20 protein-coding genes are annotated in these 25,309 nt (G+C 65.0%); 7 read left to right on the top strand and 13 right to left on the bottom strand.

Going from position 1 to position 25,309, the window contains the following annotated elements; translation table 11 throughout:
• Positions 1-37: 37 nt before the first annotated feature.
• The 3 genes from ACZBJS_RS25225 to ACZBJS_RS25215 form a co-directional block, all read right to left on the bottom strand.
• Positions 38-1,504, bottom strand: coding sequence for an SPOR domain-containing protein (locus tag ACZBJS_RS25225; RefSeq protein WP_316398362.1), 1,467 nt, complete (start codon positions 1,502-1,504; stop codon positions 38-40).
• Between the two features lie 118 nt (positions 1,505-1,622).
• On the bottom strand, positions 1,623-3,419 hold the full coding sequence (gene argS / locus ACZBJS_RS25220; protein WP_316398363.1) for an arginine--tRNA ligase: 1,797 nt from the start codon (positions 3,417-3,419) through the stop codon (positions 1,623-1,625).
• A gap of 9 nt (positions 3,420-3,428) precedes the next feature.
• Positions 3,429-4,637 carry a deoxyguanosinetriphosphate triphosphohydrolase gene (locus tag ACZBJS_RS25215; RefSeq protein WP_229192063.1) on the bottom strand — a complete coding sequence of 403 codons (1,209 nt, stop codon included), beginning with the start codon at positions 4,635-4,637 and terminating at the stop codon, positions 3,429-3,431.
• A gap of 138 nt (positions 4,638-4,775) precedes the next feature.
• Between ACZBJS_RS25215 and erpA the strand changes: the two genes are divergently transcribed.
• Positions 4,776-5,105: an iron-sulfur cluster insertion protein ErpA gene (gene erpA, locus ACZBJS_RS25210; RefSeq protein ID WP_016846874.1), complete on the top strand. Its 330-nt coding sequence runs from the start codon at positions 4,776-4,778 to the stop codon at positions 5,103-5,105.
• 63 nt (positions 5,106-5,168) lie between these two features.
• Here the strand turns inward: erpA and ACZBJS_RS25205 are convergent, their stop codons facing one another.
• Positions 5,169-8,297, bottom strand: a complete 3,129-nt coding sequence (locus ACZBJS_RS25205; protein ID WP_057018544.1) for an efflux RND transporter permease subunit — start codon at positions 8,295-8,297, stop codon at positions 5,169-5,171.
• A gap of 3 nt (positions 8,298-8,300) precedes the next feature.
• On the bottom strand, positions 8,301-9,434 hold the full coding sequence (locus ACZBJS_RS25200; RefSeq protein ID WP_057018545.1) for an efflux RND transporter periplasmic adaptor subunit: 1,134 nt from the start codon (positions 9,432-9,434) through the stop codon (positions 8,301-8,303).
• A gap of 236 nt (positions 9,435-9,670) precedes the next feature.
• On the opposite strand from ACZBJS_RS25200, the gene ACZBJS_RS25195 reads away from it, so the two are divergent.
• Both ACZBJS_RS25195 and xth read left to right on the top strand, forming a co-directional pair.
• Positions 9,671-10,096, top strand: coding sequence for a GNAT family N-acetyltransferase (locus ACZBJS_RS25195; RefSeq protein ID WP_057018546.1), 426 nt, complete (start codon positions 9,671-9,673; stop codon positions 10,094-10,096).
• A 45-nt stretch (positions 10,097-10,141) separates the two neighbouring features.
• The gene (gene xth / locus ACZBJS_RS25190) at positions 10,142-10,939 is read left to right on the top strand and encodes an exodeoxyribonuclease III (protein ID WP_316398364.1); all 798 of its coding nucleotides are present in this window, start codon (positions 10,142-10,144) and stop codon (positions 10,937-10,939) included.
• A gap of 21 nt (positions 10,940-10,960) precedes the next feature.
• Here the strand turns inward: xth and ACZBJS_RS25185 are convergent, their stop codons facing one another.
• The 3 genes from ACZBJS_RS25185 to ACZBJS_RS25175 form a co-directional block, all read right to left on the bottom strand.
• Entirely contained in the window at positions 10,961-11,797 is an 837-nt protein-coding gene (locus ACZBJS_RS25185; RefSeq protein ID WP_026192730.1) for a tetratricopeptide repeat protein, read from the bottom strand.
• The gene (gene ilvD / locus ACZBJS_RS25180; RefSeq protein WP_057018548.1) at positions 11,784-13,508 is read right to left on the bottom strand and encodes a dihydroxy-acid dehydratase; all 1,725 of its coding nucleotides are present in this window, start codon (positions 13,506-13,508) and stop codon (positions 11,784-11,786) included. The genes ACZBJS_RS25185 and ilvD overlap by 14 nt, the downstream gene beginning before the upstream one ends.
• 259 nt (positions 13,509-13,767) lie before the next feature.
• Positions 13,768-15,384, bottom strand: a complete 1,617-nt coding sequence (locus ACZBJS_RS25175; RefSeq protein ID WP_463439404.1) for a sensor domain-containing diguanylate cyclase — start codon at positions 15,382-15,384, stop codon at positions 13,768-13,770.
• Between the two features lie 478 nt (positions 15,385-15,862).
• Between ACZBJS_RS25175 and ACZBJS_RS25170 the strand changes: the two genes are divergently transcribed.
• Complete coding sequence (locus tag ACZBJS_RS25170; protein ID WP_016846867.1) at positions 15,863-16,045, top strand: hypothetical protein; 183 nt, start codon at positions 15,863-15,865, stop codon at positions 16,043-16,045.
• A 252-nt stretch (positions 16,046-16,297) separates the two neighbouring features.
• Here the strand turns inward: ACZBJS_RS25170 and ACZBJS_RS25165 are convergent, their stop codons facing one another.
• From ACZBJS_RS25165 to ACZBJS_RS25150, 4 genes are all read right to left on the bottom strand, one after another.
• Positions 16,298-17,212 carry a hydroxymethylglutaryl-CoA lyase gene (locus ACZBJS_RS25165; protein WP_316398366.1) on the bottom strand — a complete coding sequence of 305 codons (915 nt, stop codon included), beginning with the start codon at positions 17,210-17,212 and terminating at the stop codon, positions 16,298-16,300.
• Positions 17,209-19,218 (bottom strand): acetyl/propionyl/methylcrotonyl-CoA carboxylase subunit alpha, encoded by a 2,010-nt coding sequence (locus tag ACZBJS_RS25160; RefSeq protein ID WP_168858637.1) that lies wholly within the window; start codon positions 19,216-19,218, stop codon positions 17,209-17,211. The genes ACZBJS_RS25165 and ACZBJS_RS25160 overlap by 4 nt, the downstream gene beginning before the upstream one ends.
• 14 nt (positions 19,219-19,232) lie before the next feature.
• A complete protein-coding gene (locus tag ACZBJS_RS25155) occupies positions 19,233-20,837 on the bottom strand; it encodes a carboxyl transferase domain-containing protein (protein WP_057018551.1) in 1,605 nt (534 codons plus the stop codon).
• A gap of 142 nt (positions 20,838-20,979) precedes the next feature.
• Entirely contained in the window at positions 20,980-22,152 is a 1,173-nt protein-coding gene (locus tag ACZBJS_RS25150; RefSeq protein ID WP_316398367.1) for an isovaleryl-CoA dehydrogenase, read from the bottom strand.
• Between the two features lie 192 nt (positions 22,153-22,344).
• Here ACZBJS_RS25150 and ACZBJS_RS25145 point away from each other — a divergent pair, with 192 nt between their 5' ends.
• Both ACZBJS_RS25145 and ACZBJS_RS25140 read left to right on the top strand, forming a co-directional pair.
• On the top strand, positions 22,345-22,998 hold the full coding sequence (locus tag ACZBJS_RS25145) for a TetR/AcrR family transcriptional regulator (protein ID WP_076828648.1): 654 nt from the start codon (positions 22,345-22,347) through the stop codon (positions 22,996-22,998).
• 2 nt (positions 22,999-23,000) lie between these two features.
• A complete protein-coding gene (locus tag ACZBJS_RS25140) occupies positions 23,001-23,495 on the top strand; it encodes an Lrp/AsnC family transcriptional regulator (RefSeq protein ID WP_057018554.1) in 495 nt (164 codons plus the stop codon).
• Between the two features lie 33 nt (positions 23,496-23,528).
• Here ACZBJS_RS25140 and ACZBJS_RS25135 read toward each other — a convergent pair whose 3' ends face one another.
• On the bottom strand, positions 23,529-23,834 hold the full coding sequence (locus ACZBJS_RS25135) for an ETC complex I subunit (RefSeq protein ID WP_016846428.1): 306 nt from the start codon (positions 23,832-23,834) through the stop codon (positions 23,529-23,531).
• Positions 23,835-24,077: 243 nt separating this feature from the next.
• On the opposite strand from ACZBJS_RS25135, the gene ACZBJS_RS25130 reads away from it, so the two are divergent.
• The gene (locus tag ACZBJS_RS25130; protein ID WP_316398368.1) at positions 24,078-25,241 is read left to right on the top strand and encodes an OpgC domain-containing protein; all 1,164 of its coding nucleotides are present in this window, start codon (positions 24,078-24,080) and stop codon (positions 25,239-25,241) included.
• The last annotated feature ends 68 nt before the right edge of the window (positions 25,242-25,309 follow it).

Below are 25,309 nucleotides of genomic sequence, written 5' to 3'. Positions count from 1 at the left end.
TAGGCCGTATGCAGCTCACGGGTCAAGGAAACGGCCTTTAATTTCTTTGGATGAGGCACTGCGGTCCACCCGCCGACATCAGGCTCTTGCACACTTGGCTCGCCTCTTCCGAGGACGCGAACGGGCCCGCGAAGGCGCGGTAGTAGACGCCTTTCTCTCCGAGATCGACGCGCTTCACCACCAAGGGCTGCGAACCGAGCACGTTGCGATACTTGCCCTGCAGCGTCCGGTACGACGCCTGGGCGTCTGCCTCGTTCTTCTGCGAGGAGACCTGGACCAGATATCCGCCGCCCCCGACCGGAGCCGCCGAGGTCGAGGCCACCCGGGTCGGAGGTGCGGCCGGAGCCGCCTCAGCCTGGCCGGGAACAAGCGACATTGGCGAGTTGACGCTGGCGTTGGCCGCAGCCGGGTTGCCGCGCGACACCGGAGACTTCGCCGCCGCCGGAGGTTTCGCCGGCACGGTTGCGGTGGCCTGCGTGCCATCGGGCGTATCGCCCTTGACCGAGAGCGTGCGGACCTTGCGCGGCTCGTTGTTCGGCAACGTGCCGTTCGCGGTGATCGGCGCCGGCGCCGGCTGTGCCGTCTGCACGCTGGCGGGCGGCGGTGGATTCGCATTGGCGTTCAGCGGCGGAAACACGACGCGCGGTCCGGCGGTCTTCGAATTGACGTCGACCGGCGTCTCTTCGCGCGACACGATCTTCTCGGTGCCGTCGCCCGTCGCCATGCGGTCCGGCGTCTTGGCCGGCGCGTCGGCCTGGGCCGGGATCACCTTGGTCGGCGTGTTGTCAGCCTTGATGATCGGCGGCTCACCGCTGCGGGGCGAACCGACGTAGGTCCGGTAGGCATACGCGCCACCGACACCGAACACGCCGAGCGCCAGCACCGCGGCGACCGTTATCAGGCCGCTGCGCCGCCGGCGGGGCTCGGGTTCTTCCTCGTAGGCCTCCTCATAGGCATAGGGATCGTCCGGATAGGCGGGATCGCGCTGCAGGTCCTGCTCGCCGGCTTCCAGCTGGCCGTAGAGCGCGTCGTCATAGCGCGACGGATCCTGACTCTGACCGCCACTCTGATAGTGCGGCTCCTCGTCAAATGCCTCCGGCTGCCGAGGGGCCTCGAGCGGCCGATACTGCGCCACCGGCGCGGGCGCGGGCTGCGCCTGCTGAGCCGCGTAGCGATGCAACGGATGCACCGGCTTCGGCTGGTAGTCCTGCTCGGGCTCTTCGTCTTCGATGTTCTGCACGGGAGGCGGAGCGACAGCCTCCTGCCGCGCGCGCTGCATCCAGGGCGGCGGGCCCGCGGCCGGCGCATCCTCGTCCGCGGCCTGCGGCTCGTATTGTTGCGGCCGCGCGTTGGCGCGCGACTGCAGCGGTCGCGGCGGCGGCTTGTTCGCGCTGCCGAAGGGATCCGTCTGGCCGATCAGCCGTGCCAGTTCGGCAAGCGGATCGCTGTCGGCCTTGGAAGCCGTGTCGGCGGGAAAATGTCGGTCCTGATATCGATCAGCCATTGTGATCATGCATCCCCTTCGGGACAGCGCCAAGATCGCCGGCACAGCCGGTCCGAACGAGTTGGCCCCTGCCAGATGCCCTCACAAATCCCCACTCGTGAGGGCCTAATGCCCCTGCCTACCGCATCTCGGTCGGAGCGTGGACGCCTAGAACAGCTAAGCCCGATGCCAGAACCGAGACGACGCCCTGAACCATTGCCAGTCGCGCCCTCGTGATCTCTGCATCATTATTGATAATGAAGCGTAAATAGGGCAAATCGCGCCCCTTGGTCCAAAGCGCATGAAATTCACTGGCCAAATCATAGAGATAAAAAGCGATTCGGTGCGGCTCATGTGCCACCGCGGCAGCCTCGATTATCCGCGGATAAAGCGCAAGTCGCTTGAGCAGCTCGAGCTCGGCCGGGTCGGTCAGCCGCTCGACCGTAACATTACGGAGATAGGCCAGCCGGGCCTCATCGGTCTCGGGCAGATCGGGAACCGCTTCCTCCCGCGCGTTGCGGAAGATCGAATGGCCGCGGGCGTGGCCGTACTGGACGTAGAAGACCGCGTTGTCCTTTGACTGCTCGATCACCTTGGCGAGGTCGAAATCGAGCACCGCGTCGTTCTTGCGGAACAACATCATGAATCGGACAGCGTCGGAGCCGACCTCGTCGACCACCTCGCGCAGCGTGACGAATTCGCCGGACCGCTTCGACATCTTCACCGGCTCGCCGTCGCGCAACAGCTTCACGAGCTGCACGATCTTGACGTCGAGCACAGCCTTGCCCGCGGTCACCGCCTTCACGGCGGCCTGCATGCGCTTGATGTAGCCACCATGATCGGCGCCGAACACGTCGATCAGATTGGTGAAGCCACGCTCGAATTTGTAGCGGTGGTTGGCGATGTCGGATGCGAAGTAGGTGTAGGAGCCGTCCGACTTGATCAGCGGACGATCGACGTCGTCGCCATAGGCGGTGGCGCGGAACAGCGACTGCTCGCGGTCCTCGTAGTCCTCGACCGGCTTGCCCTTCGGGGGCGGCAGGCGGCCCTCGTAGATGTCGCCCTTGGCGCGCAGGAAATCGATGGTCTCGGCGACCTTGTTGTTTCCTGACGTGATAAGCGAGCGCTCGGAGAAGAACACGTCGTGATGGATATTGAGCGCGGCGAGATCGCCCTTGATCATCTCCATCATCATATCGATCGCCTTGTCGCGCACGATCGGCAGCCACGCGGCTTCGCTCATGTCGAGCAGCTTCTTGCCATATTCCTTGGCGAGTGCCTCGCCGACCGGCACGAGGTAATCGCCGGGATAGAGCCCTTCCGGGATCGCGCCGATGTCCTGGCCCAGCGCCTCGCGGTAGCGCAGGAACGCCGAGCGCGCGAGCACATCGACCTGAGCGCCGGCGTCGTTGATGTAGTATTCGCGGCAGACGTCGAAGCCCGCGAATTGCAGCAGGCTGCACAGCGCGTCGCCGAACACGGCGCCGCGGCAATGGCCGACATGCATCGGTCCGGTCGGGTTGGCCGAGACATATTCGACATTGACCTTCTCGGCCTTGCCGATGTCGCTGCGCCCGTAAGCCGAGCCGGCGGCCAGCACGGCACGCAGCGCGTCCGCCCAGACCTGCGGCTTCAAGGTCAGGTTGATGAAGCCGGGCCCGGCGACATCGACCGAGGCCACCAGCGCATCGGCGCGCAGCCGCTCGGCGATCTTGTCGGCGAGCTCGCGCGGCTTGGCCTTGGCATCCTTGGCGAGCACCATCGCGGCATTGGTCGCCATGTCGCCATGGCTGGCGTCGCGCGGCGGCTCCACCACAACGCGGGACAGATCGATGCCGGCGGGCCAATTGTCCTCGGCTGCGACAGCGGCACAGATCGCGTGCACGCGCGTCAGCATGTCGGCAAAAAGGTGTGGTGAAGCAGTAGTGTCGGCCATGGCAGGGCGCTAACGCAAATCCGGGGTCGAGTCAAAAAGCCTTTGGTGCTCGATCAGGGCGAAACGGTCGGTCATCCCGGCAATGAAATTGCCGATCCGCCTGTTCCGAGCGCTTCCGGTCTCCTGCACGCTGCCCTCGATCCATTCCGCCGGCAGGTCTTCAGGCGATTGCTGGTAGCGCTCGAACAGATTGCGGACCACCTCCTCCGCCTCCCCCATCACCAGCATCACCCGCTTGTGGCGATACATCCGCCGGAACAGGAACGCCTTGATCGCCGCCTCCTGCTCCGCCACCTCGGACGGAAACGCAATCAGCGGGGCATTGTGGTGGCGCACGTCGTGGGCCGATTGCGGCTGCGCGGCCGCGAGGCGCCGACTCGCCTCGTTGAAGACCGCGCTGATGAAGTGTGAGATCAGCTCACGCACCAGTTCGGCGCCGCGCCGGACCTCGTCGAGCCCGGGATAGTGGCGGTCGATCTCGGCGATGATGTCGGCGGTCAGCGGCATCTCCTTGAGGTCGTCGACCGCGAAAAGACCGGCACGCAGGCCGTCATCGATGTCGTGCGCGTCATAGGCGATGTCGTCGGCGAAGGCCGCGATCTGCGCCTCGAGCGAGGCATAGCTCCAGAGCTCGAGGTCGTGGCCCTTGTTGTAGTCGGCAATTCCGATCGGGATTCCACTCCCTAGGTAGCGGCCGGCCGGTGCGCCACCGCGTTCGGTCAACGGACCGTTGTGTTTGACGATCCCTTCGAGCGATTCCCAGGTCAGGTTCAGCCCGCCGAATTCGGGGTAGCGATGCTCCAGCGAGGTGACGACCCGCAGCGCCTGCGCATTATGGTCAAAGCCGCCGTCATCCCTGAGGCATTCGTCGAGCGCCCGCTCCCCGGCATGGCCGAACGGCGGATGGCCGAGGTCATGCGCCAGCGCCAGCGTCTCGGTCAGGTCCTCGTCGACCCCGAGCTGGCGGGCCAGCGCCCGGGCGATCTGCGCGACCTCCAGCGAATGGGTCAGCCGCGTGCGGTAGTGATCGCCTTCGTGGAAGACGAAGACCTGCGTCTTGTGCTTGAGGCGGCGGAACGCGGTGGAATGAATCACCCGGTCGCAGTCGCGCCGGAACGGGCTCCGGGTCCGGCTCGGCGGCTCCGCGACCAGCCGGCCGCGGCTGCGATCGGGGTCGCAGGCATAAGGCGCGCGGGGGGCAGCCATTCCGACCGACACTGTATTTTAGTCCTTATCCATTTGATTCCATGGTCCGACGCACTTAACTATGACTGAGGCGGCCGACCAAATGAATTGGGGATGACGCCGGGCCTGATCCGGATCGGATCATGCTCAAATAGGGTTTCGGAGACCGACATGACTGCTGCCATCACCGTCAGCGAACGGGCCGCCCGCCGGATCGGGCAGATCCTCAGCAAGGAAGGCGAAGGCGCCAAGCTGCGCATTTCGGTCGAGGGCGGCGGCTGCTCCGGTTTCCAGTACAAGTTCGACGTCGAGCGCACCCAGGCCGATGACGACCTCGTGATCGAACGCGACAGCGCGGTGGTGCTGATCGATCCCGCCTCGGTCCCGTTCCTCGCGGGCTCGGAGGTCGACTTCGTCGACGACCTGATCGGCGCCTCGTTCCGCGTCGTCAATCCGAACGCCACCGCCTCCTGCGGCTGCGGCACCAGCTTCTCGATCTAACGCTTCGCGATCCCGGGCGGTTTCTCCCGGCGCGCCGGTTTCCGGCTCGCGCCGAATGCTCGGCTATTCCGCCGCGACCACCTGCGGTCGCTCGACGTCGCCGCCCGCCTCGGCTTGCGGGTCGAGCTTGCGGCGCAGCCTGCGGTCGATGCGGTCGAGATAGATGTAGATCACCGGCGTGATGAACAGCGTCAGCAGCTGCGACACGCAGAGGCCGCCGACCACGGCGACGCCGAGCGGTTGACGCAGTTCGGCGCCGGCACCCGCGCCGAGCGCGATCGGCAGCGTGCCGAAGATCGCCGCGAACGTCGTCATCATGATCGGACGGAAGCGCAGCAGTGCCGCCTCGCGGATCGCGTGCTCGGCGCTGAGGCCGACGCGGCGACGCTCCAGCGCGAAGTCGACCATCATGATCGCATTCTTCTTGACGATGCCGACCAGCATCACGATGCCGATCATCGCAATCACAGACAGCTCCATCCCGAACATCATCAGCGTCAGGATCGCGCCGATACCGGCCGACGGCAGGCCGGAGATGATGGTGATCGGGTGGATGAAGCTCTCATAGAGAATGCCGAGGATCACGAAGGCTGCGAACACCGCGGCGAGGATCAGCACGCCCTGCCCGCGCAGCGAATCCTGGAACACCTGCGCGGTGCCGGAGAAGCCGGTCACAATCGTCGGCGGCAGGTTCGCGGTCTGCTCGAGTTCGGTGATCTTGTCGACCGCGTAGCCGAGTGAGGTGCCCGGCGCGAGGTTGAACGAGATCGTCACCGCCGGCTGCTGGCCCTGGTGGTTGATCTGCAACGGCCCGACCGTCGGCACCAGCCTCGCCACCGCATCCAGCGGAATGGTCTGGTTGTTCGCGGTCTTCATGTAGAGCTTCGAGAGGTCGGACGGATCGACGCGGAACTGCGGCTGCACCTCGAGGATGATCTGGTAGTCGTTCGACGGCATGTAGATGGTGCCGACCTGCCGCGCGCCATAGGCGTTGTAGAGCTGGTTGCGGACCTGATCGACGGTGACGCCGTAGACCGCCGCCTTCTCGCGGTCGATGTCGACCGTCATCTGCGGGTTCTTGATGTACAGGTCGGTGGTAACGTCGAGCAAGCCCGGAATCTTCTCGATCTTGTCGCGCATCTCGGGCGCCAGCCGGTACAGCGCCTCGGTATCGCCGCTCTGCATCACATACTGATACTGGCTCTTGGAGATGCGCCCGCCGATGCTGAGGTTCTGGATGCTCTGGAAGAACGCCTGCATGCCCGGGATCTCGCGCGCCTTCTGCCGCAGACGGCCGATCACCACGGTGGCGTTGTCACGCATCTTCTGCGGCTTCAGCGCGATGAACAGACGGCCGTAATTCGCCGTCGGATTGGGACCGCCGGAGCCGACCGTAGAGTTGATGTACTCTATCGCCGGATCGGTCCGCAGCACCTCGACCAGCGCCTGCTGGCGCACCTTCATCGCCTCGAACGAGGTGTCGGTCGCAGCCTCCGTCACGCCGATCAGAAAGCCGGTGTCCTCCTGCGGGAAGAAGCCCTTCGGCACGATCATGTAGAGGTAGATGGTGCCGCCCAGCGTAGCCAGCGTCACCACCAGCATCAGGGCCTTCTTGGCCAGCACCCAATCCAGCGCCCATTCATAGGCCCGCAGCCAGGCCTCGAACATCGCCTCGAACGCCCGCAGCACGACGTTCGGCCGCTTGGTCGCGTCATGCGCGCGCAGCACACGGGCGCACAGCATCGGCGTCAGGGTCAGCGACACGAAGCCGGAGACGATGATCGCAACCGAGATCGTCACCGCGAATTCGCGGAATACGCGGCCGACGATGCCGCCCATCAGCAGCACCGGGATGAACACGGCGATCAGCGAGAAGGTGATCGAGATGATCGTGAAACCGATCTCGCGGGCACCCTTCAGCGCCGCCTCGAACGGCTTCATGCCGTGCTCGATGTGGCGGACGATGTTCTCCAGCATGACGATGGCGTCGTCGACCACGAAGCCGACCGAGAGCGTCAGCGCCAGCAGCGTCATGTTGTTGATGGAGTAATCCAGCGCGTACATCGCCGCGCACGTGCCGAACAGCGAGATCGGCACCGCGAGCGCCGGGATGAAGGTGGCAGAGGCCGAGCGCAGGAACAGGAAGATCACGAGGATCACGAGGCCGATCGCGATCAGCAAGGTCTCCTCGACGTCGCTGACCGCCTGGCGGATCGAGACCGAGCGGTCCATCATGACCTGCATGGTCACCGAGGGCGGGATCGCGGCGCGCAGCGCCGGCAGCTTGGCCAGCACGGCGTCGACCACCGCCACGGTGTTGGCGTCGGGCTGCTTCTGGATCGCGAGCACGATCGCCCGCTCGTCGTTCATCCAGGTCGCGATCTTGTCGTTCTCGACGCTGTCATAGACCTTGGCGATCTCGTCGAGTCGGACCGGCGAGCCGTTGCGCCAGGCGACATAGATCTGGCGGTAGTCGGCCGCCTTGTCCATCTGGCCGGAGGCCTGCAGCGCGACGTCCTGCTTGGGGCCATTCAAGGTACCGACCGGCGTCGACGAATTGGCGCGCGACACCGCGGCGCGGATATCCTCCATCGAGACGCCGCGCGCGGCGGCGGCCTCCGGATCGGCCTGAACGCGGATGGCGAATTTCTGCGCGCCGTAGATCAAGACCTGGGCGACGCCCGGCAGCTGCGACAGTGCCTGCCCGATCGTGATGTCGCCGTATTCGTTGACGCTCGACAACGGCAGCGTCGCCGAGCCGAGCGAGACGAACAGCACCGGGAAGTCCGCCGGGTTCACCTTCCGGAAGCTCGGCGGGATCGTCATCTCGATCGGCAGCCGGCGCTGCGCGATCGTCAACGCGGTCTGCACGTCGAGCGCGGCGGCATCGATGTTGCGGTTGAGGTCGAACTGGATGGTGATGACGCTCGTGCCCTGCGAGGAGTTCGAGGACATCGAGGAGATGCCGGCAATGGTCGAGAGCTGGCGCTCGATGATGCCGGCGACCGAGGCCGCCATGGTGTCGGCGCTGGCGCCGGGCAGGGTCGCGGTCACCGCGATGGTCGGGAAGTCCACCTTGGGCAGCGCCGAGACCGGCAGCAGGCGGAAGCCGAACACGCCGAATGCGATGATCGACGCCGTGATCAGCGTCGTCATGACCGGGCGGCGGATGCAAAGCTCGGAGAGCGTCATCGGTCAGGCTCCGGCCTTGCGCGCCCGCAGTTCAACCCGCGATCCCTCCGAGAGCAGCAGCTGGCCGTCAACGACGACGCTTTCATCGCCCGCCAATCCGTCTGAGATCACCGATGAGCCCTGGAAGGTGCGATCGACCTTGACCGGCCGGACCTTGGCAACGCCGTCCTTGACGACGAAGACGAAATTGCCGTTCTGGCTGCGCTGCACCGCGACCGTCGGCACCACGACCGCGTCTTCGCTGCGGATGATCAGCTTGGTCTGCACGATGGTGCCGGGCCAGAGCGTCTCGCTCTCGTTGTTCATGATGCCGCGCACGGTCACCATGCCGGTGGTCGCGTCGACGGCGTTCTCCACCATCGCGACCTTGCCGCGCTCGGAGCGCTGGTGGCCGGGAATGGTCGCGATCACCTTTGAATCGCCCTTCCCCATGGCGTCGCGCAGATCGACCAGCGCCCGCTGCGGAATCGCGAAGGTGACGTAGACCGGTGCCATCTGGTTGATGACCGCGAGCGGCTGGGTGTCGGCGGGGCGGACGAAGTTGCCGACCTTGACGTTGGCGGCGCTGATCCGTCCCGCGAATGGTGCGCGGATGACGGTGTAGCTCTTCTGGACGCGGAGGTTCTCCAGCGCGAAGCGGTCGGCCTTGATGGTGCCGATCAGGACGTCGGACTGGGTCTTGGCGTTGTCGAGGTTGACCTGGGTGGTCGCACCCTTGCCGACCAGTTCGGTGTAGCGGCGGAGGTCGCGCTGCGCGCCCTCGAGCTGGGCCTGGTCGCGGGCCAGGACGCCCTCGGCCTGTTCGATCTGCGCGTCGATCTGCCGCGCGTCGAGGGTGAACAACAGGTCGCCTTCATTGACCCTGGCGCCGTCCTCGAAATGCACCGAGACGATGGTGGTCTCCAGCCGCGACTTCAGCGCCACGCTGGAGATCGGCGTGACCTGTCCAATGGCATCGACATCGACCGGAACCGATTTGCGTTCCGCCTTAGCGAGATCCACGGACACCACGCGCGGCCGCGCCGTCCCTTGCGCGGTGGCGGCGCCGCCACCCATCCATGAAGTGCGGGTCATGTAAGCCGCCCCGGCCGCAATGCCGAGAACAGCGACAGTCAGAACCAAATTGCGTTTTTTCATAAGTTTTGCACGTGCGCCGCCGGCTTCCCTTGAAGGCCGGTGCGCGTCGTCACTCCCCCATCGGCAATTGTTGCGCCTTGTTTCCTGAGAGGGTTAGCACAGGCGGACCGCCCATGGTATGCCACCTAAGTGAAATAGTGCGGCTTCAATCCGGTCATTTGCATGCGCATCGCCGGACGTTTTGAGTAACCGGGCCGCATCCGTTCTGCTTCATTGAGCTTTCGAATCGCGACCTTATGTCCACCTCCGTCCTTGTCTGCCCCTGGGAAGAAGCTCGCGAACGCTCCCGTGCCATCCGCTACAGCGTCTTCGTCGAGGAACAGCGGGTGCCGGTAGAACTGGAATGGGACGACATGGACGCATCGAGCTGGCATGCGCTGGCGTTCGCCGACGACGGTGCGCCCTTGGCCACGGGCCGGCTGCTGCCGGACGGTCATATCGGCCGCATGGCCGTGCTCAAAGCGGCGCGCGGCACAGGCGTAGGCGCCCGCGTGCTGGACGCGCTGATGGCCAAGGCGGCCGAACTCGGCTATCCGGAACTGATCCTCAACGCGCAGACGCACGCGGAGCCGTTCTACGCACGCGTCGGCTTCGAGCGGATCGGCGCGGAATTCGAGGAGGCCGGCATCCCGCACATCGAGATGCGGAAGCGCTTGGTCTAAGCGGGGCGGCGCTCGGTCACGTGCCCCCACAATGAAGGAAGTCCGATGGCAGTTCGCATCGCTACGTGGAACGTCAACTCGGTCCGGCAACGGATCGAACTTCTGGTCAGCTGGCTGAAGGAGTGTTCCCCCGACATCGTCTGTCTGCAGGAGATCAAATGCGTCGATGACGCGTTTCCCCGCCTCGAAGTCGAGGCGCTCGGGTACAATGTCGTCACCCACGGCCAGAAGACCTTCAACGGCGTCGCGCTGCTGTCGAAGCTGCCGTTCGACGAAACCAAATCGGGCCTCGCCGGTGACGACGAGGACGCCCATGCCCGCTTCCTCGAGGGCGTCGTCACGCTGAAGCAGGGCGTGATCCGGGTCGCGTGCCTTTATCTGCCCAATGGCAACCCCGCCAATACCGACAAATATCCGTACAAGCTCAAGTGGATGTCGCGGCTTCTTGAGTACACGCGGGAACGGCTGAAGGCCGAGGAGCCGTTGATCCTGGCCGGCGATTTCAACGTCATCCCGGCCGCGCGCGACGTCTACAATCCCGCCGCCTGGGCCGATGACGCCCTGTTTCGGCCTCAGACCCGCGAGGCCTTCCAGTCGCTGCTCGGCCTCGGCCTGACCGACGCGCTGCGGGCGGTCAATGACGAGCCGGGCCAGTACACTTTCTGGGACTACCAGGCCGGCGCCTGGCAAAAGAACTGGGGCCTGCGCATCGACCACCTGTTGATGTCGGCACAAGCGAGCGACCGGCTGATCGACGTCGGCATCGACAGCTATGTGCGGGCTTGGGAGAAGCCGTCCGACCATGTCCCGGTCTGGGCCGATCTCGATTTCGAGATCGCCTGACCCCGCCGGCCGGCGGGAAGATCAATCCCGGCGGCCCTGCACCCAGTGCTCGAGCATCTGCAGCGCCATCGCGCGATCGTCCTCGGAGGCCTTGGCGATCGCCCGGTTGTAGCTTTCCTTGATCCAGGCCTCATCCGGCGTCGCGCTGTCGCGCGCCAGCGTCAGCCACATCAGGCCGCGGGCCCGCTGCGGCGGCAGGCGGTCGCCGTTGAACAGCATCTGGCCGAGCAGCGCCTGCGCCTGATGCTGGCCCTTCTGGGCGGCAAGCCCGAGCCAGCGCGCGCCGTAGCGGAAGTCGTCCCGCGAGGCGTCCGGCGTCTTCAGGTAGAGCCGGGCAAGGTCGTATTGGGCGTCGGCATTGCCGAAATAGGACGCGGCATAGGAGAACATCTCCCGCGCCCGCTCGGTGTCCGCCTTCACCTTGGAATTGGGAATGCCGCTCAGATAGTAGCGGCCGAGCGCGACGAAGGCGTTGGCCACGATCGAGGCCTGCGGTGCCGACGGCGAATCCTCGGCATGCGCATTGGCGATCCGGCTGAAATATTCGAAGGCGCGCATGTCGTCCTGGATGACGCCGTCGCCCTCGGCGTACATCTTGCCGAGCTTCCACTGCGCGACGGGGTGGCCGCCTTCGGCCTGGTACTGCAGCGTGCTGAACGACGAGGTCGGCGAGGTCGCCGCAGGCGCCACTGGAGTGGCGGCCCGTTTCAGCGCGCCGGCGGTCCCCGGCTGCGGGGAAACCACAGGAAGAACCGTATCTTGTGGGTTGACCGGTGCGCCGTCGAATCCGAATCCGGGGCCCGCCACCGGGATGGCCCCTAACGCAAACGCCAATATCGTACGCCTAAACGTCCGCATAACACTGTTTCTCGTACGCGCCACCCGGATGGGTGACTGCGCCATCCACCGCCGGCCCCACTTGCTCGGCGTACTTCCACAGCGCACCAGATGTATGGTTCGTCGCGCGAGGGGCCCATTTGGTCTTACGATTTGCGAGTTCGGCGTCGCTCAAATTTACGTTAAGGGTGCCGGCGACCGCATCGATCTCGATGATGTCGCCGTCTTGCAACAACCCGATCGGCCCGCCGACGGCCGCTTCAGGTCCAATATGTCCGATGCAGAAGCCACGGGTGGCGCCGGAGAACCGGCCATCGGTGATCAGGGCAATCTTGCCGCCCATCCCCTGCCCGGTCAGTGCCGCCGTGGTCGCCAGCATCTCCCGCATGCCGGGACCGCCCTTCGGCCCCTCATAGCGGATCACGATCACCTCGCCTTCCCTGTAGGTGCGCTTCTGCACCGCCTCGAAGGCGTCTTCCTCGCGGTCGAAGCACCGGGCCGGACCGGTAAACCTCAGGTTGGACATTCCCGCGACCTTCACGATCGCACCCTCCGGAGCGAGATTACCCTTTAGCCCGACAACGCCACCCGTCACGGTGATCGGATTGTCGGCGGGCCGCACCACATCCTGGTGCGGATTCCATTTCACGCTTTTGAGGTTTTCGGCGATCGTTCGGCCAGTGACGGTTAGGCAATTCCCGTGCAGGTGGCCATTGTCGAGCAGCGTCTTCATCAGCAGCGGAATGCCACCTACTTCAAACATGTCTTTGGCAACATAACGGCCGCCCGGCTTCAAATCCGCGACGTAAGGAGTCTTTTTGAAGATTTCGGCAACGTCGAACAAATTGAATTTAATGCCGCACTCATGGGCGATCGCCGGCAGGTGCAGCGCAGCATTGGTCGAACCACCTGAGGCTGCAACCACGGCCGCAGCATTTTCAAGGGCTTCGCGGGTGACGATGTCGCGGGGCCGGATGTTTTTCTCGATCAGCTCCATCACCTTCTCGCCGGCGGCGGCGCAGAAGGAGTCGCGGATCTCGTAAGGCGCCGGGGCCCCGGCGGAATACGGGAGCGCAAGGCCGATCGCCTCGGAGACGGTCGCCATGGTGTTGGCGGTGAACTGGGCGCCGCAGGCGCCGGCCGACGGGCACGCCACCCGCTCGATCTCGTCGAGGTCCTCGTCCGACATGGCGCCGACCGAGTGCTTGCCAACCGCCTCGAACATGTCCTGGACGGTGACCGGCTGGCCGCGGAAGTTGCCCGGCAGGATCGAGCCGCCATAGATGAAGATCGACGGCACGTTGAGGCGGACCATCGCCATCATCATGCCCGGCAGCGACTTGTCGCAGCCGGCGAGCCCGACCAGCGCGTCATAGGAGTGGCCGCGGACCGTCAGTTCGACCGAATCGGCGATGCATTCGCGCGACGGCAGCGACGAGCGCATGCCGTCATGACCCATCGCGATCCCGTCGGTGACGGTGATGGTGCAGAACTCGCGCGGCGTGCCGCCGGCCGAGGCCACGCCCTTCTTCACCGCCTGCGCCTGGCGCATCAGCGAAATGTTACAGGGAGCGGCTTCGTTCCAACATGAAGCAACGCCGACAAAGGGTTGATGAATCTGGGTTGTCGTCAGCCCCATCGCGTAGAGATAGGAACGGTGCGGAGCGCGCTCGGGCCCTTCGGTCACGTGACGGCTGGGCAGCCTGCCCTTGATGTTCGTCTTGGCGTCCATCGCACCCCTGTTCCCGGCGCTCTTTCCTCCATCAACGCCGGAACCCAAAAAAATGTCCCGCCGTCGGAGCGCTGGCTATTCAGCTAAGTGAATATCCTTTCATGTCGGGGTGTGGCTAAAAAGCGGCGCGAGTGCGGACCGGGTGCTTTTAAGGTTAAATGTTCAAGCACCGTTGCAACATCGCAACAATCGTGGCCGCCGGGCAACCATGTATTATCAGTCCTTATAGGGACCTGACGGGGACCCGACCACCTGCAATTTACCCGGCGGCCAGCTTCGGTGGCGACGGAGGTGACCAGCACTCCGTGCGATTCCTGCCGTGCTCCTTGGCCTGGTAGAGCGCCGCATCGGCAGCCTTCATTAGGGCATCGATCCCCGGCATGCTTGTGAGCGCCTCGGCAACGCCGATGCTCACCGTGAGTGATACCGGCCGATCATCCGCACCCACCGTCAGCGCTTCCGCCCTCTTGCGGATGCGTTCGGCGACGGTTCGGGCGCGCGACAATGTGGTCTCCGGCAGCAGGACGGCGAACTCCTCGCCTCCAACGCGGCCGACGACGTCGGACTTGCGCTTGCCCCGAATGCATATCCCGGCAACAGCCTTGATGGCCTCGTCACCGACCGCATGTCCGAAGCGGTCATTGATGCTCTTGAAGTGATCGATATCGACCATCAGCACGGATACCGAACGATAGTAGCGCTGGAACCGGCTCCACTCCGCATCCAGCGTCGTCAGGAAGTGCCTGCGGTTGAACAATCCGGTGAGCGGATCGGTGGTCGCGAGCACCTCCAGCTGCCGTGCGTTGCGTACGAGATCGGTCACGTCGACGAAGGTCAGCATGCGACCGCCGTTTGCCATCGTCGAGCAATGGATCCTGATATGGCGACCGTCCGGCGTCTGCACGTCGCGCTTGTGATCGCCTGCCTTGATCTCCGCAATCCGCTTCGCAGGAAAGGCCCTGATCTGCTCCGGGGTCGCGCCCGTCGGAGCGGCGCGGCGGCTGCGCGTGAGCAGCGTGATGTATGCCGGATGCCGCGCGACCTCCTCCTCGCTCACCTCCCAGAATTCCCGCATTCGCCGATTGAGGAAGATCGCATTGAGATCGCGGTCGAGCAGGACGACGCCGTCCTCCACAGTCTCGAGCGCGCCGGTCAGCACCTTCAGCTTGTCGGACGCGCGCACGATGTCGGTCACGGGCGTGTAGCTCACCATCCGGCCGCCGTCGGGCAGCGGCGTGCACTGACATCGAACCACGTCGCCATTGCTGCGCCTGAGATCGATCGGGCTCGGGTCCCCGACGTTCACGAGGCGGACGCGCTCGGCAACATAGGCTTCGAGTTGCGCGGCCGGCAGCTCGTAGGCCATCGTCTTGCAGCCGTGATGCATCAGGTCGGTGAAGCTGGGGTTGCGGTCGGCCACCTCGTCCGGAAGCCGCCACATGTTCCGAAACGCGCGGTTGATGAACTGGGCCTTCAGCTCCACGTCCAACAGCAGGATGCCGACGGGTATCTGATCGAGCGCCGCGCGCAGCGCCAGCATGTGCCCGCGCAGAATATCGCCGCTGCGCCGCTCCGGAATGGCGGCCGGCGCAGGAGCGGCAGGCGTGGGCGCCGCAGCGTTGGCCTGCTGCTCTTCAAAAGCCAGGCCGAGCTGGCGGTCCGATTGCCACAGCCGTTTGCATGGCTTCACCTGATTGCTGCCGACGAGCAACAGTTGAATGTGATCGGGAATGCCAACGACACTTTCGAGTTCCACGGTGGCGCCCGTCTCCGTGAGCTGGCGGACCGTGCAGTCGAAGGCCGACCGGCCGAAGTTGAAGACGATCTTTCCGGCCAGAAACGTTCGGCCGCGGGAAGCTGACACCTGTCCGGACATAGCGAGAATCCACCTGGAGCAATTGCGAGCCCCCTCACCTCAGCACGTTTGAGTCACCAAGCCATGAACGCTTTCCGGAGGGTTTATCGGGAGCCGAGCCGATGACGCCGGCTGTGTGCGCCGCAAAACGGGTTCCATTCGGTGGAAAGGACTCGCTCGTAGGGTGGAGCGAAGCGATACCCATCATTCGCGCCGCGGATACTGAATCGATGGGCTTCGCTGCGCGCTACCGATCCGATTACGGCTCCGCCGCATCGTCCTCATATCCGAGCGCTTCGATTTGCCTCCGGAATTCCTCGAAACGCTCATGCGCTTCCGCCTTCGCTGTTCGAGCTACGGCGGACAAGTCGCTCCCATCAATCGGTCAAAGTCACTGCCGGGAAGAATTTAGTTCTACCCTATAATTATGCTGTGTTAGACGCAGTCCGAGTAGTAGCGTCGCAACTCCCTCAGTAACAGTGTCAGGGAAACGCCGGCCATGTCTGCTCTCCAAGCAAAGCTGGAACGATTTGAGATCCTCGCCGACGAATGCGAGCTGATCGCTAGCAGGACGCTGGATGGGAGCAACCGCGAGCTATACCAGCGGCTGGGCGGGCACTATCGCGAGCTGGCGACCGATATGAGGGCCGTGATCGCGACGATCAATGCTCCTGCGGCGTAAGAAAAAGGGCCGCTCGAAACAACAAGCGGCCCAAGTCTAGGGAGGAAACGCCCTCAAGGAGGGCGGCGATAGCGCGAGGCGCTGTCGCACGCTACGCATATGGGTTGAGAGTCCAGCATCGGGAGCCCAGACTGCGCAAGCCAGAGGCGCGACTATGAGCCTTGAATCTGCGCTTCGCAGCGCATAACTCCGAACGCGACCGCCGACGATTGAGGCGGCTACGATCCCAAATCGCTCCAAGCATCCCACAATTTACGATTTGGCGAGCCGCGTGCGCTTCGCGTTGAGCGCGGACGCAACACGGCTGACCGGCGGACGGCCGAGCAAGCCGGCCATCTCGTTGGTCGCGGCCAGCAGTCTGTCCATATCGATCCCGGTCTTCACGCCCATGCCCTCGAGCATGTAGACGACGTCCTCGGTCGCAACGTTGCCGGTGGCGCCGGGGGCGTAGGGGCAGCCGCCGAGCCCCCCGGCGGCGGCATCGATGACGCGAACACCCTCTTCCATGCCGGCATAGAGATTGGCCAGCGCCTGGCCGTAGGTGTCGTGGAAGTGCATCCCGAGGTTGCCGACCGGCAACTCAGAACCGACCGCACGCAGCATCTGTTTGGCCTTCAGCGGCGTGCCGACGCCGATGGTGTCGCCAAGCGAGATCTCGTAGCAGCCGAGATCCCACAGCGTCACCGCGAGGTCGGCGACCGCCTTCGGCTTGATCTCGCCGTCGAACGGACAGCCGAGCACGCAGGAGATATAGCCACGCACCTTGACGCCGTCGGCCTTGGCGCGCGCCAGCACCGGCTTGAAACGCTCGATCGATTCCGCGACCGAGCAATTGATATTGGCGCGCGAGAAGCCTTCGGAGGCCGCCGCGAACACCGAGACCACCGCGGCGCCGGCCGCGCGCGCGGCGTCATAGCCCTTCTCGTTCGGCACCAGCACGTGGAATTCGGCGCCCTTGATGTGGCTGACGCCGCGCAGCACCTGGTCGGAGCTCGCCATCTGCGGGATCGCCTTCGGCGACACGAAGGCGCCGACCTCGACGGTATTGAGCCCGGCCGCCACCAGCGCCTCGACGAAGGCGATGCGCGCCTCGACGCTGACCGGCGTCTTCTCGTTCTGCAGGCCGTCGCGCGGCCCCATCTCGACGAGCTGGATCTGATCGCTCATGATGCGGCCGCAGGTTCGACTTCGGCAAGCTCGACGCCCTCGCCGACGATGTCGCCGACCTTGCATTTGAGCTTCTTCAGCAGCCCGGCATAGGGCGCGCGCAGGGTCTGCTCCATCTTCATCACTTCCAGGGTGAGGATCGGGGCGCCCTTCTCCAGTGTCGCGCCCTCCTCGGCCAGCAGCGCCACCACCGTGCCCGGCAAGGGCGCCACGATCTTGTCCTCGCCGACCTGCTCCTCGCTCTCGCCGCCGAACGGATCGACCCAGTGCAGGTCGAAGCGGCCGTTGCGGGTGCGCAAGTAAAGCTCGTGGCCCTCGATGACCGAGGCTATACGCGACTTGAGGCCGTTGAGCGTCAGGTCGAAGCCGTCATCGCCGGCTGACGAGATGGCGAAGACGAGTTCGCGCCCGCCGACGGAGAGCGTCGACGGTCCGTTGCCATAGTGCAGCGTGATGGTCTGGGCAGGCTCATGGCCCTGCCGGAACGAAAACACCCGCTGACGGCGGCCGACCGGCATCCAGCCGAAGGCCTGCCAGGGCGAGTTGGCCTCGCGTCGCGCCGCCTTCTGCTCGTCGTTGACGATCGCGGCCACCGCCGCGCAAAGCTCGAACTCGCCGGCCGTGCCCGTGCTCGATGTCAGGTTCTTCAGCTCGCGCTCGATGAAGCCGGTGTCGATCGCATTGGCTCGCGTATCCTTGTGCGTCACCAGCGCCGACAGGAACGGGATATTGGTGACGATGCCGCGGACATCGGTCTCCTGCAGTCCGCGATTGAGCTTGTCGATCGCGCCCTCGCGCGTCGGCGCCCAGGCGATCACCTTGGCGAGCATCGCGTCGTAGTACGGCGAGACGTTATCGCCGCTGCGATAGCCGGCATCGATGCGCAGGCCGTCGCCTTCCTGTGGCGTGCGCCAGGTCTTGATGCGGCCGACCGAGGGCATGAAGTTCTTCTGCGGGTTTTCCGCGTAAACGCGCGCCTCGATGGCATGCCCGTTCAGCCTGATCTCGTCCTGCTTCAGCGGCAGCGCCTCGCCGAAAGCGACGCGGAGCTGCCATTCAACGAGATCGACGCCGGTGATCAGCTCCGTGACGGGATGCTCGACCTGCAGGCGGGTGTTCATCTCGATGAAGAACACGTCCTTACCGTCGGAGACGAACTCGATGGTGCCGGCGCCGATATAGTTGACCGCGCCGGCGGCCTTGCGGGCGGCCTCGCAAACCGTCTCGCGTTGCGCGGCGTTCAGCGTCGGCGACGGCGCCTCCTCGATCACCTTCTGGTGACGGCGCTGCAGCGTGCATTCGCGCTCCCACAGCGAGAGCAGATTGCCGTGGCTGTCGCCGATGATCTGCACCTCGATGTGGCGCGGGTTCTGCACGTATTTCTCGATCAGCATGCGGTCGTCGCCAAACGCCGCCTTGGCCTCGCGCTTGGCGCTGGTGATCGCGGCCGTGAGCTCAGCCGCCGAATTGACCACGCGCATGCCGCGCCCGCCGCCGCCGGCGGACGCCTTCACCAGCACCGGGAAGCCGATCCGGTTGGCGGCTTCCGCCAGCGTCGCCTCGTCCTGGGCCTCGCCGTGATAGCCCGGCACCAGCGGCACGCCGGCCTTCTCCATCAGCGCCTTCGAGCCGGACTTCGACCCCATCGCCGTCATCATCTCGGCGGTCGGACCGACGAACACCAAACCTGCTTCAAGACAGGCCTGCGCGAACTCGGCATTTTCAGACAGGAAGCCGTAGCCAGGATGCACCGCCTCGGCGCCGGTCTCCTTGGCGGCGGCGATGACGCGCTCGATGTTGAGATAGCTGTCGCGCGCCCGGGCAGGCCCGAGCAGCACGGCCTCGTCGGCGAGCGCGACATGCATCGCGTCGCGGTCGGCCTCGGAATAAACCGCGACGGAGCGCAGCCCCATGGCGCGCGCCGAGCGGATGACGCGGCAGGCGATCTCGCCGCGGTTGGCGATCAGAAGCGTGCGAAAACGCCGGGTGAGTTTTGAGCGGTCCATGATCAGATCCTGGGTCACATCCTGAACAGGCCGAATTTCGTCGGCTCGATCGGCGCATTCGCCGCCGCCGAGAGGCCGAGCCCGAGCACGAGGCGCGTATCGGCGGGATCGATCACGCCGTCATCCCACAGCCGCGCCGTGGCGTAATAGGGATTGCCCTGCTTCTCGTATTGCGCGCGGATCGGCTCGCGGAACTTGTCTTCCTCTTCCGCCGACCAGCTCTCGCCCTTGGCCTCGATGCCGTCGCGCCGCACCTGGCTCAGCACCATCGAGGCCTGCTCGCCGCCCATCACCGAGATGCGCGCGTTCGGCCACAGCCAGAGGAAGCGCGGGCTGTAGGCGCGGCCGCACATGCCGTAATTGCCGGCGCCGTAGGAGCCGCCGATCACGACGGTGAATTTCGGCACCCCGGCGGTGGCGACCGCCGTCACCAGCTTGGCGCCGTCGCGCGCGATGCCGCCGGCCTCGTACTTCTTGCCGACCATGAAGCCGGTGATGTTCTGCAGGAACACCAGCGGAATGCCGCGCTGGCAGCACAGCTCGATGAAATGCGCGCCCTTCAGCGAGCTCTCGCTGAACAGGATGCCGTTGTTGGCGATGATGCCGACCGGATAGCCAAAAATATGGGCGAAGCCGCAGATCAGCGTGGTGCCGTAGAGCTTCTTGAACTCGTCGAATTCGGAGCCGTCGACGATCCGCGCGATGATGTCGTGCACGTCGAACGGTTTTCTGCCGTCGGCGGAGACCACGCCATAGATCTCCTCGGCCGGAAACAGCGGCTCCTGCGCAGGGCGCATGTTGAGCTGTGCCTTCACCGGCTGCTTCAGCGTGCCGACGATGCGGCGCGCGATCCCGATCGCGTGGGCGTCGTTCTGCGCGTAGTGATCAGTGACGCCCGACTGCCGCGAGTGGACATCGGCGCCGCCGAGCTCTTCGGCGGTGACGACCTCGCCGGTCGCCGCCTTCACCAGCGGCGGACCGCCGAGGAAGATCGTGCCTTGATTCCGCACGATGATGCTCTCGTCGGACATCGCCGGCACATAGGCGCCGCCCGCGGTGCAGGAGCCCATCACGATCGCGATCTGCGGGATGCCCTGCGACGACATCTGGGCCTGGTTGTAGAAGATGCGGCCGAAATGCCGTTCGTCGGGAAAGATCTCGTCCTGCAGCGGCAGGAAGGCGCCGCCGGAATCCACCATGTAGACGCAGGGCAGATTGTTCTGCCGCGCGATGTCCTGGGCGCGCAGATGCTTCTTCACCGTCATCGGGTAATAGGTGCCGCCCTTGATGGTGGCGTCGTTGGCGACGATGATGCATTCGCGGCCCGAGATGCGCCCGACGCCGGTGATCACGCTGGCCGAATGCACGTCACCGCCATAGAGCCCGTTGGCGGCGAGCGGCGACAGCTCGAGAAATGCGGTGCCGGGGTCGACCAGGAGATCGACGCGATCGCGCGCCAGCATCTTGCCGCGCGAGGTGTGCCGCTTGCGCGAGGTCTCGCCGCCGCCGCCGGCCACCTGGTTGAGCTTGCCGCGGAGCTCCGCGACCAGGCCGCGCATCACCTCGGCGTTGCGGGCAAATTCAGAAGATGTGGGATCGATCGTCGAATGAAGCGGCATCGGTGTTTGCACGTTTCGTTGGAGTATCGGTGGGGTTCAAGGTCAATCATCGTGCCGGGGTGAGCACAACTGCCACCACTGGTGCGGTGACAGCCCCTCACCCCGCCCCTCTCCCCGCAAGCGCGGGGCGAGGGAGAAGACATCAGGCTGTCTTGGCGAACAGTTCGCGGCCGATCAGCATGCGGCGGATCTCGCTGGTGCCGGCGCCGATCTCGTAGAGCTTTGCGTCGCGCAGCAAGCGGCCGGTGGGATAATCGTTGATGTAGCCGTTGCCGCCGAGCAGCTGGATCGCATCCAGCGCGCATTGGGTGGCCTTCTCCGCGGCATAGAGGATGGCGCCGGCGGCGTCCTCGCGCGTGGTCTCGCCGCGATCGCAGGCCTTCGCCACCGCGTAAACATAGGCGCGCGAGGCGTTCATCGTGGTGTACATGTCGGCGACCTTGCCCTGCACCAGCTGGAACGAGCCGATCGGCTCGCCGAACTGCTTACGCTCGTGCACGTAGGGCAGCACGACGTCCATGCAGGCCTGCATGATGCCGATCGGCCCGGCCGCCAGCACCGCGCGCTCATAGTCGAGACCGCTCATCAGCACGTTGACGCCGCGGCCGACCTCGGAGAGCACGTTCTCCTCCGGCACCTCGCAATCCTCGAACACCAGTTCGCAGGTGTCGGAGCCGCGCATGCCGAGCTTGTCAAGCTTCTGCGCGGTGGAAAATCCCTTCATGCCCTTTTCGATGATGAACGCGGTGATGCCGCGCGGGCCGGCGTTCGGATCGGTCTTGGCGTAGACCACCAGCGTATCGGCGACCGGGCCGTTGGTGATCCACATCTTGTTGCCATTGAGGACGAAGCGGTCGCCCTTCTTGTCGGCGCGCGTCTTCATCGAGACCACGTCCGAGCCCGCCTGCGGCTCCGACATCGCGAGCGAGCCGACATGCTCGCCCGAGATCAGCTTCGGCAGGTATTTGCGCTTCTGTGCCTCGTTGCCGTTGCGGCGGATCTGGTTGACGCAGAGGTTGGAATGCGCGCCGTAGGACAGGCCGACCGAGGCCGACGCCCGCGAGATCTCCTCGACCGCGATGCAGTGCTCGAGATAGCCGAGGCCCGAGCCGCCATACTCCTCCTCGACGGTGATGCCGTGCAGGCCGAGCGCGCCGATCCTGGGCCAGAGGTCGCGCGGAAACCGGTTGCTGCGGTCGATCTCGGCGGCGCGCGGCGCGATCTCGTTGGTCGAGAAATCATGCACCGTCTCGCGGATCGCATCTGCGGTCTCGCCAAGGTCAAAATTGAAGATTGCCGCCTGGTTCGAGGCCATGATCCCTCCCGTGACATTCATCTTGCAATTAAACGATCATACGTTTTTTTCTTGGCTTCGCAAGCAATCGTGCTATGGTTTGCGCGCGAAATCCGCAGTTCATTGAATTCACTGGGATTTCATGCGATATACATACGGTCGTTCGCTTGTTTCCTGGTCCTCCCTGGCAAGCCAACACCCTCCGAGGCCCCGATGGCACGCACGATCGGCTCACACGGCCCCACCACGCTGGAGGCGATCCGCAAGGCCGGCGTGCGCCTGATCTTCGAGCACGGCTACGAGGCCATGAGCCTGCGCCAGCTTGCCGCCGAGGTCGGCATCCAGGCGGGCTCACTCTACAACCATATCTCAACCAAGCAGGACCTGCTGTTCGATCTGGTGCAGGACCATATCAACGATTTGCTGCGCGAGCTTGACCTTGCGCTGGAGGGCAAGGCCGATCCGGGCGAGAAGCTGCGCGCCTTTGTCGCGTTCCACGTCACCTATCACATGACCCGCAAGCGCGAGGTCTTCATCGCCAATTCCGAGCTGCGCAGCCTCGATGCGAAGAACTACGACGCGGTGGTGGCGCTGCGCGGCGCCTATGAGCAGCGGCTGGCGCAGATCCTCACCGACGGGGTGGCGGACGGCGCGTTCGAGGTGGTCGACATCCAGGTCGCGACCTTCGCGATCCTGGCGCTGCTCACCGGGCTGTGCACCTGGTACCGCCCCGGCGGCCGGCTGACCCGCGACGCCATCATCGCGGCGCATGAGAAGCTGGTGCTGTCGGGCGTGGCGCCGCGGGCTGCGATCGGCCAGGCGAGCCACGGCAGCGACAGCCGGCGCGCCGCCGTGGCGGGCTCGTGACCGTGACCGAGCGCCCACAGCTCGATGACATCGATCTGCGGATCCTGTCCGAGTTGCAGCGGGACGGCCGGATCAGGATCAACGAGCTCGCCGAGCGGGTCGGCATCACTGCCCCGCCTTGCCTGCGCCGGGTTCGCGCCCTGCGCAGCCGCGGCGTGATCCAGGCGATCCGCGCCACGCTGGACGAGCGGCTGCTCGGCTATGAGGTGACGACCTTCGTGCTGATCCAGCTCGACAGCCAGACCCTGAGCGCGATCGAGGCGTTCGAGGCTGATGTGGCGGCCGTGCCGCGCTTCCTGCAATGCTGGCGGATCTCGGGCGATGCCGACTTCATGCTCCGATGCGTCGCGCCCAGCGTCGACGAGATGCGCCAGCAGCTGCTGCAATTCGCCGGCCTGCCCAATGTGCGTAAGATCAGAAGCTTTCCGGTGCTCGGCGTCTCCAAGGACGCGCCGCTGCCGATCCCGGGCGCCCTCGCCGCACCCGCGGCGAGCTGATCGGGCGCTAGTCTGGACTTAGTGGGTCCAACCTTAGTGGGTCCAAGGCTCCCAGCGGCGGAACGCGAAATTGTCGGCATAGGCGATCTGGCGGTGCGCCGAATCCTTCGGCTCGATCACCTGGTAGGCGATGCCCTTGCGCTCGCAATAGGCGACCGCCTCTTCCTTGGTCTCGAACTGCAGCGTCAGCTGCTGCTTCATGTCGGTGGACGAGGTCCAGCCCATCAAGGGCTCCACGGAGCGCGGCTGCTCCGGCTCGTAGTCCAGTTGCCACTCTTTGGTCTTGGCACGTCCCGATTGCATCGCGTTTTTGGCGGGCTTAAAAATGCGTGCGGTCATGGATGGTCGGCCCCGTGGGATGTGCGACATGGAAGCGATTTGAAGGAAACCGCCGGGATAGTATAGAGACACCTATCAACGATCTGATCGGTGATTCCTCGATCTCGGAGGCAGCCTTCGCCGGACCGGTATAGTCATTCTACCGCGCTGTGACAATCTGGCCTCGGGAGGCTTCCCTTAGCAGTCCCCCGGTCCCGCGGCGCGATCTTCTCGACAAGCATCACCTCGAGGAAACGGCGCGCCATGGAAATCCACGCTACCCTGCCCGAAAAAGGACGTGACCTCCGGCTCGACCTGTTCCGCGGGGTCGCGAACTGGGCGATTTACCTCGATCACATCCCCGACAACGTCGTGAACTGGATCACGACGCGGAATTACGGCTTCAGCGACGCCGCGGACCTGTTCGTCTTCATCTCCGGCTACACCGCCTCCTTCGTCTATGCCCGCATGATGCTGGAGCGCGGCTTCATCGTCGGCGCCACCCGGCTGACCAAGCGGGTCTGGCAGCTCTATGTCGCCCACATCATCCTGTTCGTGATCTACATCGCCTCGATCAGCTATCTGGCGCTGCGCTTCGGCGATTCCGAGATCATCAACGAGTTCAACGTCGCCGGCCTCGTCGACAACGCCACCGAGACGCTGCGCCAGGGCCTGTTCCTGAAATTCAAGCCGGTCAATCTCGACGTGCTGCCGCTCTATATCGTGCTGATGGGCCTGTTCCCCCCGGTGCTGTGGTTCATGCTGCGGCGGCCGAACTGGACCATGGCGGCCTCGCTCGTGCTGTGGCTGGTGTCGCGCCACCAGGGCTGGAACCTGCCGGCCTACCCGGCCGGCAGCTGGTACTTCAATCCGTTCGCCTGGCAGGTGCTGTTCGTGTTCGGCTCATGGTGCGCGATGGGCGGCGCCCGCAACAACATGCGCATCATCAACTCGCGCTACACGCTGTGGTTTTGCATCGCCTATATGATCTTCGCGCTGATCATGACGATGGCCGGGCGCTTCCCGGACTTCGGCGCCATGTTCCCGGACTGGCTCTATTCGGCCTTCAACCCGAACGACAAGACCAACCTCGCGCCGTATCGCTTCCTGCACTTCGTGGTGATCACGGTGCTGGTGATCCGCTTCATCCCGAAGGACTGGGCGGCGCTGGAGTGGAAGGTGTTCGATCCCCTGATCGTCTGCGGCCAGCAGTCGCTGGCGGTGTTCTGCGTCGGCGTGTTCCTGTCCTTTGTCGGACATTTCGAGCTGTCGATGAGCTCGGGCTCGCTGTTCGCGCAGGTCTTCGTCAGCATCTCCGGCATCGCGATCATGACGATCGTGGCCTATTACATCTCGTGGTCGAAGCGGCAGGACAAGCCGGTCAAGCCGCCGGCGGCAAAGCCCGCGGCGCCCGCGAAGGCGGCGTAAGTCCCTTATTTTTGAGCAAGGCCGCGCAAACGCTTCGCGTTTGTCGCGGGGAACCGCTTCGCACTTTT

Source organism: Bradyrhizobium sp. KZN70725 (assembly GCF_055264925.1).
This window is presented reverse-complemented; position numbering and strand designations above follow the sequence as displayed.

Bases quoted from the DNA above. Each gene is read 5' to 3' on its own strand.
- ACZBJS_RS25225 (WP_316398362.1), bottom strand. From the start codon at position 1,504: ATGGCTGATCGATATCAGGACCGACATTTTCCCGCCGACACGGCTTCC.
- argS (WP_316398363.1), bottom strand. From the start codon at position 3,419: ATGGCCGACACTACTGCTTCACCACACCTTTTTGCCGACATGCTGACG.
- erpA (WP_016846874.1), top strand. From the start codon at position 4,776: ATGACTGCTGCCATCACCGTCAGCGAACGGGCCGCCCGCCGGATCGGG.
- ACZBJS_RS25205 (WP_057018544.1), bottom strand. From the start codon at position 8,297: ATGACGCTCTCCGAGCTTTGCATCCGCCGCCCGGTCATGACGACGCTG.
- ACZBJS_RS25200 (WP_057018545.1), bottom strand. From the start codon at position 9,434: ATGAAAAAACGCAATTTGGTTCTGACTGTCGCTGTTCTCGGCATTGCG.
- ACZBJS_RS25195 (WP_057018546.1), top strand. From the start codon at position 9,671: ATGTCCACCTCCGTCCTTGTCTGCCCCTGGGAAGAAGCTCGCGAACGC.
- xth (WP_316398364.1), top strand. From the start codon at position 10,142: ATGGCAGTTCGCATCGCTACGTGGAACGTCAACTCGGTCCGGCAACGG.
- ACZBJS_RS25185 (WP_026192730.1), bottom strand. From the start codon at position 11,797: ATGCGGACGTTTAGGCGTACGATATTGGCGTTTGCGTTAGGGGCCATC.
- ilvD (WP_057018548.1), bottom strand. From the start codon at position 13,508: ATGGACGCCAAGACGAACATCAAGGGCAGGCTGCCCAGCCGTCACGTG.
- ACZBJS_RS25175 (WP_463439404.1), bottom strand. From the start codon at position 15,384: ATGTCCGGACAGGTGTCAGCTTCCCGCGGCCGAACGTTTCTGGCCGGA.
- ACZBJS_RS25170 (WP_016846867.1), top strand. From the start codon at position 15,863: ATGTCTGCTCTCCAAGCAAAGCTGGAACGATTTGAGATCCTCGCCGAC.
- ACZBJS_RS25165 (WP_316398366.1), bottom strand. From the start codon at position 17,212: ATGAGCGATCAGATCCAGCTCGTCGAGATGGGGCCGCGCGACGGCCTG.
- ACZBJS_RS25160 (WP_168858637.1), bottom strand. From the start codon at position 19,218: ATGGACCGCTCAAAACTCACCCGGCGTTTTCGCACGCTTCTGATCGCC.
- ACZBJS_RS25155 (WP_057018551.1), bottom strand. From the start codon at position 20,837: ATGCCGCTTCATTCGACGATCGATCCCACATCTTCTGAATTTGCCCGC.
- ACZBJS_RS25150 (WP_316398367.1), bottom strand. From the start codon at position 22,152: ATGGCCTCGAACCAGGCGGCAATCTTCAATTTTGACCTTGGCGAGACC.
- ACZBJS_RS25145 (WP_076828648.1), top strand. From the start codon at position 22,345: ATGGCACGCACGATCGGCTCACACGGCCCCACCACGCTGGAGGCGATC.
- ACZBJS_RS25135 (WP_016846428.1), bottom strand. From the start codon at position 23,834: ATGACCGCACGCATTTTTAAGCCCGCCAAAAACGCGATGCAATCGGGA.
- ACZBJS_RS25130 (WP_316398368.1), top strand. From the start codon at position 24,078: ATGGAAATCCACGCTACCCTGCCCGAAAAAGGACGTGACCTCCGGCTC.